Origin of the sequence: Amedibacillus dolichus DSM 3991 (assembly GCF_000154285.1) — a bacterium.
GTDB lineage: Bacteria > Bacillota_I > Bacilli_A > Erysipelotrichales > Erysipelotrichaceae > Amedibacillus > Amedibacillus dolichus.
Window position 1 is genome coordinate 76093 of the sequence record NZ_DS483478.1, and the last position, 15969, is coordinate 92061.

The 15969-nt window shown below is 36.7% G+C and carries 20 protein-coding genes and 1 riboswitch; of the genes, 13 read left to right on the plus strand and 7 right to left on the minus strand.

Annotated features, from left to right (window positions below; translation table 11 throughout):
• Nucleotides 1-86: 86 nt before the first annotated feature.
• The 5 genes from EUBDOL_RS11500 to EUBDOL_RS09800 all read left to right on the plus strand — a co-directional run bounded on the left by EUBDOL_RS11500 (nucleotide 87) and on the right by EUBDOL_RS09800 (nucleotide 4114).
• On the plus strand, nucleotides 87-227 hold the full coding sequence (locus EUBDOL_RS11500; RefSeq protein ID WP_022419965.1) for a hypothetical protein: 141 nt from the start codon (nucleotides 87-89) through the stop codon (nucleotides 225-227).
• 105 nt (nucleotides 228-332) lie between these two features.
• Nucleotides 333-497: riboswitch (Lysine riboswitch) on the plus strand.
• A 63-nt stretch (nucleotides 498-560) separates the two neighbouring features.
• The gene (gene lysA, locus EUBDOL_RS09785; protein WP_004800792.1) at nucleotides 561-1847 is read left to right on the plus strand and encodes a diaminopimelate decarboxylase; all 1287 of its coding nucleotides are present in this window, start codon (nucleotides 561-563) and stop codon (nucleotides 1845-1847) included.
• 15 nt (nucleotides 1848-1862) lie between these two features.
• Nucleotides 1863-2741 (plus strand): 4-hydroxy-tetrahydrodipicolinate synthase, encoded by an 879-nt coding sequence (dapA, locus tag EUBDOL_RS09790; RefSeq protein WP_004800793.1) that lies wholly within the window; start codon nucleotides 1863-1865, stop codon nucleotides 2739-2741.
• On the plus strand, nucleotides 2738-3469 hold the full coding sequence (gene dapB / locus EUBDOL_RS09795) for a 4-hydroxy-tetrahydrodipicolinate reductase (RefSeq protein WP_004800794.1): 732 nt from the start codon (nucleotides 2738-2740) through the stop codon (nucleotides 3467-3469). Before dapA ends, dapB begins: the two co-directional genes overlap by 4 nt.
• A 36-nt stretch (nucleotides 3470-3505) precedes the next feature.
• On the plus strand, nucleotides 3506-4114 hold the full coding sequence (locus EUBDOL_RS09800) for a YigZ family protein (RefSeq protein ID WP_004800795.1): 609 nt from the start codon (nucleotides 3506-3508) through the stop codon (nucleotides 4112-4114).
• 18 nt (nucleotides 4115-4132) lie between these two features.
• Here the strand turns inward: EUBDOL_RS09800 and EUBDOL_RS09805 are convergent, their stop codons facing one another.
• The 3 genes from EUBDOL_RS09805 to EUBDOL_RS09815 all read right to left on the minus strand — a co-directional run bounded on the left by EUBDOL_RS09805 (nucleotide 4133) and on the right by EUBDOL_RS09815 (nucleotide 7693).
• Nucleotides 4133-4648: an NAD(+) diphosphatase gene (locus tag EUBDOL_RS09805; RefSeq protein ID WP_022419970.1), complete on the minus strand. Its 516-nt coding sequence runs from the start codon at nucleotides 4646-4648 to the stop codon at nucleotides 4133-4135.
• A 101-nt stretch (nucleotides 4649-4749) separates the two neighbouring features.
• Nucleotides 4750-6657 (minus strand): AAA family ATPase, encoded by a 1908-nt coding sequence (locus tag EUBDOL_RS09810; protein ID WP_004800797.1) that lies wholly within the window; start codon nucleotides 6655-6657, stop codon nucleotides 4750-4752.
• A gap of 202 nt (nucleotides 6658-6859) precedes the next feature.
• Nucleotides 6860-7693 (minus strand): hypothetical protein, encoded by an 834-nt coding sequence (locus tag EUBDOL_RS09815; RefSeq protein WP_004800798.1) that lies wholly within the window; start codon nucleotides 7691-7693, stop codon nucleotides 6860-6862.
• Nucleotides 7694-7966: 273 nt separating this feature from the next.
• Here EUBDOL_RS09815 and EUBDOL_RS09820 point away from each other — a divergent pair, with 273 nt between their 5' ends.
• From EUBDOL_RS09820 to EUBDOL_RS09830, 3 genes are read left to right on the plus strand one after another with little or no spacing between them, the layout of a single operon-like run.
• Nucleotides 7967-8455 carry an Lrp/AsnC family transcriptional regulator gene (locus EUBDOL_RS09820; RefSeq protein ID WP_004800799.1) on the plus strand — a complete coding sequence of 163 codons (489 nt, stop codon included), beginning with the start codon at nucleotides 7967-7969 and terminating at the stop codon, nucleotides 8453-8455.
• On the plus strand, nucleotides 8455-9621 hold the full coding sequence (locus EUBDOL_RS09825) for an aminotransferase class I/II-fold pyridoxal phosphate-dependent enzyme (protein WP_004800800.1): 1167 nt from the start codon (nucleotides 8455-8457) through the stop codon (nucleotides 9619-9621). The genes EUBDOL_RS09820 and EUBDOL_RS09825 overlap by 1 nt, the downstream gene beginning before the upstream one ends.
• A 33-nt stretch (nucleotides 9622-9654) precedes the next feature.
• Nucleotides 9655-10074: a PH domain-containing protein gene (locus EUBDOL_RS09830; protein ID WP_004800801.1), complete on the plus strand. Its 420-nt coding sequence runs from the start codon at nucleotides 9655-9657 to the stop codon at nucleotides 10072-10074.
• 225 nt (nucleotides 10075-10299) lie between these two features.
• Here the strand turns inward: EUBDOL_RS09830 and EUBDOL_RS09835 are convergent, their stop codons facing one another.
• Complete coding sequence (locus EUBDOL_RS09835) at nucleotides 10300-11214, minus strand: IS3 family transposase (protein ID WP_106381530.1); 915 nt, start codon at nucleotides 11212-11214, stop codon at nucleotides 10300-10302.
• Nucleotides 11112-11681, minus strand: coding sequence for a helix-turn-helix domain-containing protein (locus EUBDOL_RS09840; protein WP_004799116.1), 570 nt, complete (start codon nucleotides 11679-11681; stop codon nucleotides 11112-11114). Before EUBDOL_RS09840 ends, EUBDOL_RS09835 begins: the two co-directional genes overlap by 103 nt.
• Nucleotides 11682-11843: 162 nt before the next feature.
• Between EUBDOL_RS09840 and EUBDOL_RS09845 the strand changes: the two genes are divergently transcribed.
• From EUBDOL_RS09845 to EUBDOL_RS11775, 4 genes are all read left to right on the plus strand, one after another.
• Entirely contained in the window at nucleotides 11844-12374 is a 531-nt protein-coding gene (locus tag EUBDOL_RS09845) for a hypothetical protein (RefSeq protein WP_022420186.1), read from the plus strand.
• Between the two features lie 239 nt (nucleotides 12375-12613).
• Nucleotides 12614-13009, plus strand: a complete 396-nt coding sequence (locus EUBDOL_RS09850) for a hypothetical protein (protein ID WP_004798991.1) — start codon at nucleotides 12614-12616, stop codon at nucleotides 13007-13009.
• 31 nt (nucleotides 13010-13040) lie between these two features.
• Nucleotides 13041-13211, plus strand: coding sequence for a hypothetical protein (locus EUBDOL_RS11770; RefSeq protein WP_004800802.1), 171 nt, complete (start codon nucleotides 13041-13043; stop codon nucleotides 13209-13211).
• Between the two features lie 50 nt (nucleotides 13212-13261).
• Entirely contained in the window at nucleotides 13262-13471 is a 210-nt protein-coding gene (locus tag EUBDOL_RS11775; RefSeq protein WP_235713715.1) for a hypothetical protein, read from the plus strand.
• Here EUBDOL_RS11775 and EUBDOL_RS09860 read toward each other — a convergent pair.
• Complete coding sequence (locus EUBDOL_RS09860; RefSeq protein WP_303395100.1) at nucleotides 13463-14353, minus strand: IS3 family transposase; 891 nt, start codon at nucleotides 14351-14353, stop codon at nucleotides 13463-13465. The genes EUBDOL_RS11775 and EUBDOL_RS09860 overlap by 9 nt on opposite strands.
• Nucleotides 14350-14640, minus strand: coding sequence for a transposase (locus EUBDOL_RS09865; RefSeq protein WP_004798671.1), 291 nt, complete (start codon nucleotides 14638-14640; stop codon nucleotides 14350-14352). Before EUBDOL_RS09865 ends, EUBDOL_RS09860 begins: the two co-directional genes overlap by 4 nt.
• Nucleotides 14641-14893: 253 nt before the next feature.
• On the opposite strand from EUBDOL_RS09865, the gene EUBDOL_RS09870 reads away from it, so the two are divergent.
• Nucleotides 14894-15916, plus strand: coding sequence for a hypothetical protein (locus tag EUBDOL_RS09870; protein WP_004800805.1), 1023 nt, complete (start codon nucleotides 14894-14896; stop codon nucleotides 15914-15916).
• Nucleotides 15917-15969 lie beyond the last annotated feature (53 nt).

Here is a 15969-nt window from a genome sequence, read left to right on the forward strand (position 1 = left end):
TCAAACTTTGTAAATAATAATTTCCATACATAAGGATAGGGAATACTGTTAAGCAAGAACATACTAGGATAATGAGGGATACGATAATGGAAAAAGATATGAAAAAAGAACATGAAGCAGAAATCAATGCGATAAGCAATGTAATATTTTCTTTTCATACGGTGCTTTTACTGGCATTCACTTTAGGCACGCTTTTAGTATTGCTTTACTACTTCGGACTGCTTTAGCATCTCACAAGATGCTTTTTTGTAATAATTTTTATTGATGTAAACATAGTAATTATTTTTCATCACGCTATTGTATTTAAGCATAGAAAATGATATGATACGACTATATTAGATAGAGGTGCGGATACGACAAGCACTTGCGAGCCGGCAGGCAATGAACAAGTGTATAAGCAAATCCGCCGAACTGTAGTTTCAGGCATGATGCTATGGTGGGTTCATGGAGAAGATCCATGAAACTGTCTGCGATATTGTAGATGTGCTATCTTACTTACCAAGCGCTGTATGGTCAGTAAGTCTTAGCACTTACTGCTTTTTTTATAGGAGATTGTTGTGATGAATAAAAATATGTTGGAAATCGGTGGTGTTTCTGTAGAACAGCTAGCCAAAAGCTGTCAAACACCCTTATACATTTACGATGAAGAAAAAATCAGTACAAAGTTGGCGCAATTCCACGATCTATTTCAAAGCGATGCTTTGGAAACAGAGGTACTCTATGCCTCCAAGGCATTTACCTGCAAAGCCTTATTGGAATTGGTAAAGCAGCATGGCTTATCCTTAGATGTGGTAAGCGGTGGCGAACTGTATGTTGCCAAACAAGCAGACTTTCCGATGGAGCGCGTATATTTCCATGGAAATAATAAATCCTATGAGGAACTGCAAATGGCACTTTCGTATGGTATAGGAACGATTGTAGTAGATAATGCTATGGAATGCGAGCTTTTGGTACAAGTTGCTAAACAAAGCGGACACAGTGTAAAAGCTTTGTTACGTGTCAATCCGGGAGTCGAAGCACATACGCATAAATATATCGTAACTGCCCATCTTGATTCAAAATTCGGAACCTCGATAACCCATAAGGAAGAAATTGCCCACATGGTTCAAACTTTATCCGCTATTCCTAACATTCACTTTGAAGGCTTCCACTCCCATATCGGAAGTCAGATCTTTGATGCCAATGCCTATGTTGCGGAAATTCAAACCCTGATGAAATTTGTTTATGAACTGCAAGAGGAATATCAAATTCAAACGAAGGCATTAAATCTCGGTGGCGGCTTTGCGGCTTACTACACTGCTGAGGATAAACCGATTCCATTATCTGAGGTATGTAGCACCATTCTCGATACCTGCTCTATGGAAAAAGAACGCTATCAGCTGCCACTATGTAAAGTTATGATCGAGCCGGGAAGAAGTATTGTCGCAGAAGCAGGAAGCACCTTATATCGAGTTGGCTTTACCAAACAAACCGCAAATAAAAAGTATGTCTTTGTTGATGGTGGTATGAGCGATAACATTCGCCCTGCCTTATATCAAGCAGCCTATGCCTGTGATCTTGCCAATCGCATGAATGAAGAAAAATGCGAAAAGGTTACAATTGCGGGAAAATGCTGTGAATCCGGAGATATTCTTATTGAAGATGTCATGTTACCGCATGCGCAAAGAAATGATCTGTTGATTTTGTACACAACCGGAGCTTATGGTTACAGCATGGCATCGAATTACAATCGTTTAGGACGACCGGCCGTAGTATTTGTTAAAAACGGCAAAGCCAGAATCGTTGTAAAACGCGAAAGCTATGAGGATATGTGCATGATGGAATGCGATGAACTTGTGCATATCTAGTTGGGAGGGAAATGTATGTTTGATGTAAAAGGAAGTATTGTAGCACTTATCACTCCATTTCATGAAGATGGCAGTGTAAATTTTGAAAAGCTAAAGGAACTTTGTGAATGGCATATTCAAAATGCGACCGATGCGCTGTTAATTTTAGGAACAACCGGAGAATCCAGCACTATGACACACGAAGAGGACGATGCGGTTGTAAAATGTGTACTTTCCTGTGTGCAGGGACGTGTTCCCGTCATTGTCGGAAGCGGCTCAAATTGTACACAAACGATGATTGAAAAAAGCGTAAAATATGCTAACATGGGGGCAGATGCCTTATTGGTTATTTCTCCTTATTATAATAAAACGAATACGCAAGGCATGATTCAACATTTTACAGCTGTTGCCGATGCTGTGAATAAACCCTTGATTTTATACAATGTACCGGGAAGAACCGGCTGTTCGATCAGCGAGGAAGCAATTCGCATCTTAAGCAAGCACCCCAATATTGTTGGCATTAAGGAAGCCAGCGGAAACATCTCCTATGCCGCAAACATCGCACGTTATCTAAGTGATGACTTTGTAATGTATAGCGGAAATGACGATATGATCGTACCAATGCTTTCTCTAGGTGCCAGCGGAGTCATCAGCGTACTGGCAAATGTTGTACCGAAACAAACGCATGATATGGTCATGGACTACTTACAAGGAAACACCAAAAAAGCTTGTGCAGCACAGCTTTACTATCTTGATTTGATTCATGCGTTATTCTGTGAAGTCAATCCGATTCCGGTTAAAGAAGCCTTAAATATCATGGGAAAAGAAGTAGGAGGCTATCGCCTTCCTCTCTATGAAATGAGTGATGAACATAAGGCACTTCTTAAACAGTGTATGCAGGAGGTTGGCCTATGAAGCAAATTATGATCGTAGGCTTCGGTAATATGGGACAACGTATTGCACAGGCAATCGAAGAAAGCAGCGATATGGAGATTGCCTATATCGTCAAGGAAAACAATCAGCCCGATATGGAAAAGCTTCCTGATAGAATTGATGCCGTTATCGACTTCTCACACCCCAATCACTTCGCTTGGCTGTTTGACTTTATCAAGGAAAAGCGATGTGCTTATGTTTGCGGAACGACCGGACATAATGAGCAGCAAAAGCAGCGTATTGAAGAATTAAGCCATTTTGTTCCCATCGTATTTCAAGCAAACTTTTCCCTCGGTGTAGCGGTGATGAAGGAAGTGCTTGCGATGATTACACCGATGCTGGAAGATGAATTTGATATGGAAATCGTGGAAAAACATCATAATCAAAAGCAAGATGCGCCTAGTGGAACTGCCAAAATGCTGTTGGAGGTTATGAATCCGAATAAGCAATACAAGGAAGTATATGGCCGAGAGGGCTTTGTCGGAAAACGACAAAAAGAAATCGGTGTTCATGCACTGCGTGGCGGCAGTGTTGCCGGTGAACATAGTGCCTACTATTTCGGTGATGATGAAATCCTTGAAATCAAGCATACTGCCAACAGTCGCAAGATTTTCGTAAACGGTGCATTGCATGCGGTTCGCTTTGCGATGAAGCAGACGACACCGAAAGCTTATACCATGAAGGATATTCTGTTTACAAAGGGTGCTTAGCCGCACCTTTTCTGCTATAATAAGCATGGTGATTTTATGGCACGTTTAAAAGAAGATTTACAAACCGAATTAGAAATTAAAAAAAGCCGCTTTCTTTGTTACCTCCACGCATCAACCAACGAAGAAGATGCTAAGGACTTTATTCAACAAATAAAAAAAGCACACCCCAATGCCACGCATCATTGTTATGCTTTTGTCATTGGCGAACAAAACGAAATCCAACGCTCCAACGATGATGGAGAACCTTCCGGTACTGCCGGTGTACCGATGCTTGATGTCTTAAATAAAGCCGGTATGCAGGATATTGTTGCGGTCGTTGTACGCTACTTCGGCGGCATCAAACTAGGTGCGGGGGGGTTGATTCGTGCCTATGGGAAAAGTGTTTCCAATGCTTTATCCTTTGCCAAGAAAACCACACGTATGACAATGCATAAATATCAGCTTACTTTTTCCTATGATCTCATCGGCAAGTTGGATCATTATTTCCGTACACACAGCATTGAGGTCATTAACAAGGAATACAATGAACAGGTAACTTATGAGTATTTATGCAAGACTGCGATTGATATGGATATTTCGGAAATGAGCAATGGTATGTTCCTTCCTGTTTTTATAGAAGATGTTTATGTTGATGTAGATATTTAAAAAAAATCCAAGGATCTCTTATGCAAAGAAATCTTTGGATTTTATTTTATATTCCTGTAAGAAGTTATTTAAAAAGCGTTGTGCTAAGGAATCGGGTTTTACCTGTGTAATTGCTTCCTCAAAACTAAACCACTGTGCCTTATCAACCTCCCAATCACTTACCTGACTTAGATCCTCGCTGTCGATTACAACAGCAAAATTCCAAATCAAAGTATTGGTCTTAGGAAAATATTCACTGCGCATAAAGCGTTGTTTTAGGATACTTCTTCCGATTTCCTCTTTCATTTCACGCTTTAAAGCTTCCTCAGCACTTTCCTTTTGATTGATATAGCCGGCTACCAATATATTATCTTTTTTTCCATATTGCTGGATCATTAAAATCTTATCCTCATTTGGATTTAACACAACCATAGACACCGCACTATGATAGATAGGGAAACGATATTGACGACATTGCTCACAATACGCTACTTCTCCCTCATGCTCCAAATCCTTCATTATCAACGGACTGCCGCACGCATAACAAAATTTCATAGTATCACTTCCCGCGTATTATTATACCACGTTAGCTGCTAGTTACTTGTTTGAAAGGGAAAAGATTTCAATAATACGTCTAGCGTATTTGCTTATGATTCTTAAAAGCTACGATAATCGCTTTTCGATAACCTTATCGTTTCTTTCGATGAAACACTATCTGCCATAACCTCTACCTTCTTACCACTGAAAGCAACACCATAGCGATAAATCATCTCAACTCCTTCCGCAAACATTTCCACATCGTAACGTCCGTCAATGATTTGTTGGAGTGCTTTTTGCGAAAGCTTCTTTAGACTTTCTTCTGTTCCATGCTTTTCGGCTTTTAACTTAATTAAGATACCCGGCAGCTTTTTATTCTTAGGCTTTAACTGAATATCATATCTGCCATTTCCCGATTCCCTATTTGACGATACAAAGAAACCACTGAGCAATGCACAAAGACCTAGCATAAATCCATGATAAAAATTTTCTCCTACGCTATCATAATAGCTTACCGACTGCATTAGCAAGCCTTGAATCAAATCCTTAAGCTTTGCATGATTGCCGGAAAAAATCGTCTCTTGAATCGCTACCGCTATGGACGGTGAGATGATTTGATTAAGCTGCTGCAATATTTCCTTATGATATACAAAAGCGATTTCTTTGTTAGGAAGTGCTACCTCACACATATAATCGCCGTTAAAGGAAGGTGTTGTTTTTAATACCTTTAAATATCCGGCAACAAGCAGAAAGCTATAAATGGTAGATGGATTGCTTTTTATTTGCGGATAAATAACTCCTGTATCAATATACGTAGTAAAGGACTTTCCATTTACTAACGAGGTTAAACGATCATATATTTCATTATCCGCTTGGGCAATGATTTCACTAATAATATCATTGCTTCCGGTAGATTGCCAAAAAGCACGTGGTTCGCATTCATTATGAAAATAGTTAATTACTGACCATGGATTAAAGATTTCCGTCTTACCGAAGCGATATCCGTCATACCATGCACAAAGCTCATCGTATTTGTTCGCAACACCATAATATTCTGCCATCTCTTTTACTTCATCGCAGGTAAACCCAAAATAACTGCTGTATTTATTATCCAATACAGAATGGATCGTTAAGTTATTCAAGCCACTGAAAATACTTTCCTTTGCTACATGTAAAATTCCGGTTAGAAAGCCATAGGACACATGTCTATTATCCTTTAAGCCACCGGAAAACAGATTACGCATAAATAAAATGATTTTATCATAATAATGCTTCATATAGTCTTGCTGTATCGGAATATCATATTCATCAATAATGATAATCGGCGCAATATCATAATGCTTGTGAAGCATTCGTGAAAGATCAAGTAAGGCGTTAGAAAGCTCAATTTCATTTGCTTGTCCGGATAATAGTCGTTCATAAGCCTTCTTATCAATTTCATCACACTTATCACTGTTGCGCAACTCACTGTGTCGAATGGCTTCTTTCGCAAAAATATTACGAATAGCCTCAAAGCTCATCTCCCATGAATCAAACTTAATATCCTTAAAGGTAATAAAAATGACCGGATATTTTCCTTGATATTCCCGATACCTTTCCCCACATGACCATATTTTCTTATCTTTAAAGTAAATAGAGGTATCCTCTTCACTTCTTTCAAAAAAGGTACGTAGCATATCCATATTTAATGTTTTTCCAAAACGACGCGGACGTGTAAACAAGGACACCTGTGGACGTTCATCAATAAAATCCTTGATCATCATGGTCTTATCAATATAATAATATTGAGAAGATGCCAAACGATAATCGGATATCCCGATTGGTAATGGTAGTCGTTCCGCTTGCTTCTTATACGCACCTGATTTAATACGTTGATCTAACGGTTTTTTAGCAGTTGCAGGAATTTGCCAGCTGCGTCCTTGCTTCTTAGCACCCGTTATCTTTCCTTCCCTACATAATCCAACAACCCGTCTTTCCGTTAAATTCCAAAGCCTTGCTGCTTCCTTTACCGTCATGGTATCACTCATCTTTCAACACCTCCGCTCTTATAATTTTATTATGGCATCGAAACGGAAAATGTCAATATTATTCGGAAATATATCGTATATATCTTGATATATTTCCGAAATTTATGAATATTATTTAACTTATTTCTGCTTTCTGTTTAAAAAACGGATATCCATCAAAGGCTTATCCGTTTTTTTCGCTAACACTCACCATTATCTCATGCTATCTCCATGCATTCTGACGAATTATTTTCCACAATTGTGTAAATGATACAAAGCTGATATTATCCGCTTTTTCCTTTGCAACCTGTCTTTGTCTCTTTACATTGCCGCCATGTATAACATTTAGATTGTTTTTGTCCATCATATACTGTACGTACGAAAATTTCTTCATCAAAAACCATTTCACGATCAGCTGATTGATACATAATGCTTTATCCTCAGCCTGTGCAAGAAGCTCACCCATCTGCTCACTTTGTTCATCGGCAATACGTTTTGCTTCCTCATACATTTCATCATAGCTTTCAAACATCAGCATATCTAACCTTCTTTGCAGTGATCCTGCTTTTTTATGCTCCATAAAAAATGCCCTTGTACTTTCAATCAGTGTCTCTAAATGTTCTTCATTCGCCGCAAATGCAATCATTTCATTACGTGTTCCCTCATATTCATTATCCGGCTCGCTCATAACAAAATACAATGCTTTCGCAATAATATATTGTGCTCGATCGCCAAGTGTTACAATGATTGCACGCTGCTCATCGTCGCTCTTTCCATAGATGATATACGGACAGCGAATCATACCATCAGGCAACTTAAAGGAATCCTTATAATGAATAATCTGATTCGCAATTGCTTCCTTATTGATATTTAAGCCTAAACCTACGATGACCTTAAGACTAGGATCTATTGCGGACAAAGCTGAAAGTACATCATGCGCTTCATCATCACGATCTAGGTTTGCCACATAATCCTCTAAATAGCCATTGAAATCACAGACTCCCTCTTGCTGCTTACGGCAATCTTTCTTCTGACATAAAATATCATAAATAGCCATCTCGCTCCTCCTCTCTTATTGAACTGCATGTTTCGAATAATACGGTGTATGATAACGTCCCTAATCTTAGTGTATGTGGCATTCGATAAGATTATGTGAGTGAAGCTAGTGTTTGTTACAATTTAATCATACATGAAATTCTAAGAATTACAAGGCAATTCCCCTTTTTCCATTGCTTGATTTGTGAAATCACACCACTTGTCGTCAATATATATTTACCAAACCCTAAGAATAGTTTAAAATGAATATAACTATAAAAGAAAAGGTGATTGTATGAATAAAGAAATGCTATTATCATTATTGGAAACAAACGCTCGCTATTCAACAAAGGATCTAGCCGATGTATTGTTGGAAGATGAAGAAAGTGTTATCCATACGATGAGTGAATTGGAACGTAAGAAAATTATTTGCGGTTATCACACCATTATCAACTGGGATAAGACAAACAAGGACAAGGTCATGGCGCTTATTGAGGTGGAGGTTACTCCGGAGCGAGATTACGGCTATGATCGAATTGCCCGCAATATTTATCGCTTCCCTGAGGTAGATACCATGTATCTCATGAGTGGCAAAGCGGAATTTATCGTTATTATATACGGACGAACGATGCAGGAAATTTCCAACTTTGTCGGTGCAAAGCTGGCAACAACGCAAAATGTTACCTCTACCTCAACCTTCTTTGTGTTGAAGGAATACAAGGTAAACGGTGTGGTATTAGATGAAGAAGAAAAGAAATATGACAGATTGGTAGTGACTCCCTAATGTATGAACAGTATTTAAGTGATAAAGTAAAACAAATCAAACCGAGCGGTATTCGTAAATATTTTGATATGGCAAGTGAAATGGAGGGCGTTATTTCCCTTGGTGTCGGTGAACCGGATTTTACTACGCCTTGGCATATTTGCGAAGCTGCAATTTATTCAATTGAAGAAGGACGAACACATTATACAGCCAATCAAGGTTTATTGGAGCTGCGTGAGGCTATTTGTGATTATCAGTATCGTCGTTTTCATTTAACCTATGATCCCATAAAAAATGTCATTGTTACGGTTGGAGGCAGTGAAGCCATTGATATTGCGATGCGGGCAATCGTTAATCCGGGCGATGAGGTTATTTTAATGGAGCCTTCTTATGTTGCTTATACACCAAGTGTTGAGCTTCAAGGAGGGATTCCGGTATATATCAAACTATCTCATGAAGACGAATTTAAGCTGACTGCCGAGAAGCTAGAGGCTGCGATTAGTGATAAAACCAAGGCTATTTTACTGAACTTTCCAAGCAATCCTACCGGTGGTGTCATGAGTAAAGAGGACTATGAAAAGCTAGTTCCGATCATCAAAAAACACAATCTTATCGTGTTAAGTGATGAGATTTATGCCGAGCTTACCTATGATACCGACTTTTGTTCCCTAGCAAGCTTCGATGAAATCAAGGATCAGGTTATCATTATCAGCGGCTTTTCCAAGGCGTATGCCATGACCGGCTGGCGTTTAGGCTATACTTTAGCAAACGAAACCTTTACACAAGCAATGAACAAAATTCATCAATACATTATCATGTCCGCTCCGACAGCTGCTCAATACGGAGCAATCGAAGCTATGCGGCATGGCGATGTGCATGTGCAGGAAATGAAGGAAAGCTATCAAGCCAGACGCAATTTCATTACTCGTGGTTTTAATCGCTTAGGACTTCCTACGCATTTGCCACAAGGCGCTTTCTACATCTTCCCCGATATTCGCTCTACCGGTTTAACAAGCGATGAATTTTGTGAACAGCTTTTATTAGATCAAAAGGTGGCTTGTGTTCCCGGAACTGCCTTTGGTGATGCCGGTGAGGGCTTCATTCGTATCTCTTATGCTTACAGCATTGAGCATATTAAGGAAGCCTTAGAACGCATTGAGAAGTTTCTTACAAAGCTTAGAAAATAATTATGGATATCTTCATTCTTTAGGAGGTTGAATATGAAACGCTATGACGGTAAGAACGCATGGTGGTTCTTGTTGATTATCATTTTGTATAATCTTATCCCTATCATTACCTTATTCTTATTCAAAGATTTTAGTAATGGGTTTATTTTAACGATTTCTTACATCTTTTATTATTCCTTTGACTTCCTGCTTATTCCAATATGTGTTAGAAACTATATCGAGCTATACGATGATCATTTCCTATTTTATTATGGATTCAGCAAAAAAGAAGTACGCTTAGCACAAATAAGGAAAATGGAAAAGACACATAGCATTGCAGCATCGAGTGCCAATTCTCTTGATCGCATCTATATTGAAACCTATGGTGATGAATTGATGATAGCATTAAAAAACAATGATGAATTTATAGAAGATGTAAAACATCGGATTGAACAATTACGAGAAAACACATAAAAATCGCTTCTTAGAGCGATTTTTATATATTTGTGAGTGCTAGTCATCGTTTTCAAGCAGCCAATCACGTGCATTCATTTTACATATTCCACCAAAATCCTGTTTTGGATCATCGTCCATAGTAAGAAGATATTTAGGATAATTATCCTTGATAGAATATAAAGAACGTAGTTCTCGTGATGTATACCCATAATCCTGGACACGTTAAAATTTAATTTTATAAGTTTAACTCATGGATGCTAGCCTGTATTGAACAGGTGGCATCCATTTTGTTTTTGCTTGTATTCTTTCGTTATTATAATAATCTATATATTCCTTCATTGCATTAGAAAATTCTTTAAATGATTTATAATTATTTTCATATCCATAATAAATTTCGTTTTTCAATCTTCCAAAGAATGTTTCCATTATAGAGTTATCATAACAGTTTCCTTTACGAGACATAGACTGAGTTATTCCATGTTCCTTTAATGAATTGATATAATGAGCATGTTGATATTGCCATCCTTGATCCGAATGAAAGATTAATCCATTTAATGTTGGAAACTTTTCATATGCTTTATTAAGCATATTTTTTATCTGCTCAAAATTTGGACTTAATGATAAATCATAAGAAATGATTTCGTTAGTAAACATATCTAAGATTGGCGAAATATAACACTTGCCCCATGGAAAGTTAAACTGCGAAACATCAGTTGTCCACTTCTGAAAGGGTGCTGTCGCTGTAAAGTTTCTATCAATAATATTATCTGCAATTCTTCCTACATTGCCTTTATATGAATGATATCTTTTTTTTGGACATTTTCCCAGTAATCCGTTAATATGCATAATCCGTTGTACACGCTTATGGTTAACATGAATACCTTTAGCTTTTAATGCGTGATAAATGCGTCTTACACCATATCGTCCTTTATGTTTATTAAACAATTTTACTATTTCCTTGGTTAATTCTTCATTTCTTATAGCTACTTTATCATCTTTCGATACTTCAAAATAATATGTTGATTTAGATAATCTCATAGCTTTCAATAGATATTTTAGTTTGTATCCTTGCTCTCTAAGTTCTTTGATGATCGCTGCTTTTTCGCCTTGAGATGCGCAGCTTCCTTTTCCTTTCTCAAGGCGATCGATTTTTTTAATACTTCAATTTCTGCTTTGATATATTCATTTTCAGCTCTTAATCTAATTAATTCTTCTAATTCAGTTTCATTTAAATCTCTTTGTACTATTGTTTTCTTGTTCATATCAGGATTCTTGCATTTGCGACCTTTCTTAGATTCTACAAGACCATTATATCCTAATTCTTCGTATTTGCGAATCCAAGAGTACAATAAACCTTTATCAATTCCCGCGTCAATCGCAACAGACGTCATGGATTTACCTGTTAAATATTGATTTATTAAAACTAACTTAGCATCAGGTGTCCACTTATAATTTTCGTTTGAATGTTTCAAGATATTAGGTCCGTGTTTATCATACATTCTTGTCCATTCTCTAATTTTATATCTAAAAGAATGTTGTTTGACTTTCTCGGGTGTTGGTGGATATGTGCCTGTTTCTTTATAGAATTGTACACATTCCAATTTAAACTCATAACTATAACGCATATAAAAATACCCTCCTTACTGGCTTGTCCAGTAAAGAGGGTACATATCAATATGAGTGCGTTTTTTAATACCCGCTTCAATTTCCGTAATTTCACACCATTGCTTGACATATTCTAAACAAGCGACATGCTATACTGTAAGCATAGAAGGAGGCTTGATGCAATGCACTGGATATTGAAGCATAAAGGGAAAGGGGAATGTATTGAGAACAACGGTGGAAAAACATTAAGCTATGATGCGAATCAAGGAATCCGAATTTTAGAAATTGATGGCTATGCATTTAAGGATATAAACGGTAATGGTGAATTAGATGTATTTGAAGATTGGCGCTGTCCATTAAGTGAGCGAATCAAAGATTTTGTAGGAAAGTATCACCTTTATCAAAAAGAAGGGATATTGTATTATCCACATGGTAAGCTTATATTGCCAATGGAGTTTTATGAAGAATTTGAAAGTGTCCATGTACGTCGGCTTATCATGCAGCTAGATGAAAGTGAAGATGTGTTTTATATCATGGAGCATTCGATGATTGCTGTTTTTATCTTGATGATGGATAATGATTATGGTGTAAAAAAAGGCGGCTATCTGCTTGATGTTCTATTACGGGGTATGAAATTGAAAGTTTTGGAAAATATGGCGTATACAATCGTAGAGGTTTTACAGGGATATCTTAGTATTGCATATAACAGTTAAGCAGTTCAAAGAAAAAGTCAGTGTGTCATTGGCTTTTTTTATGTTTTTCGAAAAATTAGTAAATTTTTTTGTTTTTCTAGTGCTTGTAATCGTATTACCTTATGAGATACCAAAGCGTAGCTCTAAAACGAAAGGAGGAAAAAATATATGATATATCGAATTGAGAATGCTAGAAGGGTATGCTAAGCTTTACATAAAGTAAGATATTAAAAAATACATAAAAAATGAGGAGGTGTGTGATGAAAAGTAAAGAAGTTTTAGCATCAGTGATTCATCATCAGGATAAACAAAAAGCATACGATCGTTATTGTAAAAGAATATTCAGCAATAAACAAATCCTAGCAAGATTATTAAAGGAATATATTGCAGAGTATAAAACACTTTCGTTAAAAGAAATCATGAAATGCTTAGGGAATGAAAAAGAAGAGTATATCAGTAATCTCAACTTGGAGGACGAAAGCGTATTAGGCTCTTTGGTACGCTATGATATATTGTTTGTAGCGGATATTCCCAAGAGTGATAAGCAACAGATGATCAATATCGAAATACAGATGAATGATCGACCCCGGATACCCGTTGCTAAAGCGAGCGGAATACTATTGCAGTCGATTGATCGTACGCCAGAAAGAATATAAGAAGATACAAAGGGTACATTCGATATGGCTGATGCAGGAATATGCAAATAGGAAAGAAGGAGTAGCGAATCATTACAGCATGAAAGAAGAATGCTTGGGAAATAGATGGGAGGAGAAGGTAGAGAATTATGGTATGATGCATATCTTCATGTTGTATCCGAAAGGGAAGTATGACGCAAAGGATACAAGCTTTCAAAATTGATGAATGTATTGTTTAAGAATGAGCATAGTGCAGAGGAGAAGTTGGAGATATTGAGGAAGCAATTTGGAATAAAGGTAACGGAAACGATGGAAGAGGAGGTAGAAGAAATGAGCCATATATGTATGTATTATGAGCAGGAAGGTAAGAAAGCAGGATTGGCAGAAGGAATGCTTATCGGAGAACGACGTGGAAAGAAAAGTGTGGTACTATGTCAAGATTTCGGACAACTAAAATATAAGAATTTTCAATTTTTAGTTTAAATTATTCTGGTAGTAGTTTTTTTCATATTTGTTTGGAGATTGGTAATCACAATGAGAATGTATTCTTACTGTATTGTAAAATCCTTCTATGTATTCAAATACCATCTGATAAGCTTCTGAATAGTCATTTATCTTTTTTCTGTTTAGCCATTCTCTTTTTATCAATGCATGAAATGATTCTATGCATGCATTATCCCATGGATTCCCTTTTTTAGAGTAACTGCCGATCATTCCTACCGTTAGATTATAGTATTTTTTTGATGTGAATTGAACACCTCTGTCACTGTGTATTACTACCGGATTATCTGTTTTTCTCCTCCTTTTTGCTTCTTCCAGACATTTTAATACTTCCTCTACTTCCATTGTTTTTGTTAGTTTCCAGGCTATTATTTTTCTTGAGTATAAATCCATTATACTTGTCAGATACACAAATCCTTCTTCCTGTGTCCAAATATAGGTTATATCTGTACACCAGGCTGAATTCGGCTTTTCAGGATTGAAATTACGTTTTAGAATATTCTTCAGTTTTGATGAAAAATCACTGTCCTTAGTGGTTATTGTGCATGGTCTGATATAATGGGCTTTAATACCCATCTCACGCATAATATTGCCCACATATTTTTCGCTGACTTTTATTCCTGACTGATTCAGTTTTACAGTTATTTTCGGTGCTCCATAAATTTCATGTGATTCTTCATGAATTGCTTTTATTTTTTTACTGAGTTCTTGTTTTCTAACTTTTTGTTTAGAAGGTTTTCTGTTAACATAATCATAATATCCTGATTTACTGACATTAAGTTTATCGAGCATACCGGAAATCGAAGCATTATTATCATTCTGCTTTTTTATTTTGATTTGATAATAAAGTTCCTGTTTCGTTATTTTCCCAGTATGCCAATAGCCTTTTTTAAGACATCAAGCGCATCCTGTGTATCTTTAAGCTCCTTACGCAAACGAGCAATTTCTTTAGCTTCATCACTAGAGAAATTACCAGAACCTCTGGAAACAATAGTACCATTATTTTTATCAGCATCTTTCACCCATTTATGAACAGTACTGTCAGCAATGTCAAAACGTTTAGCAATAGAAAGTTTAGATTCATCAGGATGATCAAGTACATACTGAACAACTCCTTGTTTAAATTCATCTGTAAATGTAGGTTTAGCCATAATTAAATTCCTCTTCTTTCTGTGTTAATAATTTATGACAGTATACCATAAGATGCTTTAACTCTCACATTTAACTGATACGGTTTTTATTCTAGCATCAAGCTATAAAAGTTTTATCGTATGCGTATCATCAAAACATGCATAAAAAATATCATTTGTTTATAAAATTAAGTGAAATTTAAGAAATGCTATCAACAGATTGCTAAGAAGAATGATATAATGATTAAGAACTTAAAAGACATGGAGGATATTTATGTTGAAAGATGAACGCGATGATTTGATGCAAGATGATGAAAGCTTAGATGATATGATTCATCAGTACAATGAAGAAAGTGAATTGCGCCGAAAAATAAATGAGATGAAAAAGCAGAAGGAAGCTTCAATTCCTAAAGAAGATGATGAAGAAACCGGTTTTTATATTCCACCAAAGGAAACAAAGGATTTCACAGAAAACGAAGAACCTTTGGACGAAGATAAGACATTGGTTATCATGGACTCTCAAGCAAAGGCAAGTTTTTGTACACAACCGGAAGATACACTTCAAGATGCTTTAGAAGAAAATGTTGAAGTGGAGGAAGAAACAAAACACGCCAAAGCAAAGAAAGCTAAGAAACGAAGTGCTGCCGAAGAAGAGGAAAGAGCAAAGAAATTGAACAAGATTATCACAATTGTTATCATTTCTATCTTGTCAATTGTGTTGATAGCCGGTGTTGGCTATGGTATTTATTCTGTTTTCTTTAATAACGATGATGAGGACATTGAAGAGGTTGTTCCTGAAGATAAAGAAGATCATAAGGACAAGGATACCAATCAACAAAACAGCACGCCACAAGAGGATATTACTGACAACAGTGCGGAAATTTCACGTTTAGAAAAACAATATCAGGTATATGAGGATCAAATTAAAAGCATTGAAAATCAAATCAATGAAAAAGTAGGGGAAATTCAAAATCTTGAGCAAGCGGAAAAAAATTCACAGGCACGTAAAACTGCAATGGACGATGCGCAAAGAAAAATGGACGATGCGAAACTATTGATGGATTCTATTAGCGATAAGGAATCTGCGGAGTATAAAACCGCTACTCAACGATACGATAATGCCAAGTATCAGTACGAATTGGCAAAACAGGAATTTGACAGCAATGGCGGATTGGTTGATAATACGAAGAAAATCAACGATTTACAGGCAAGTATATCGCAACTAAACGCAAAGATACCGGATATTCAATTAGAAATGTCTAAGATTGAAACGGATTTATATAACCTAAAGAAATAGCTGACTGCCAAGGTCAGCTTTTCTGCATCTGTGAATGTGCTATAATAATTCTG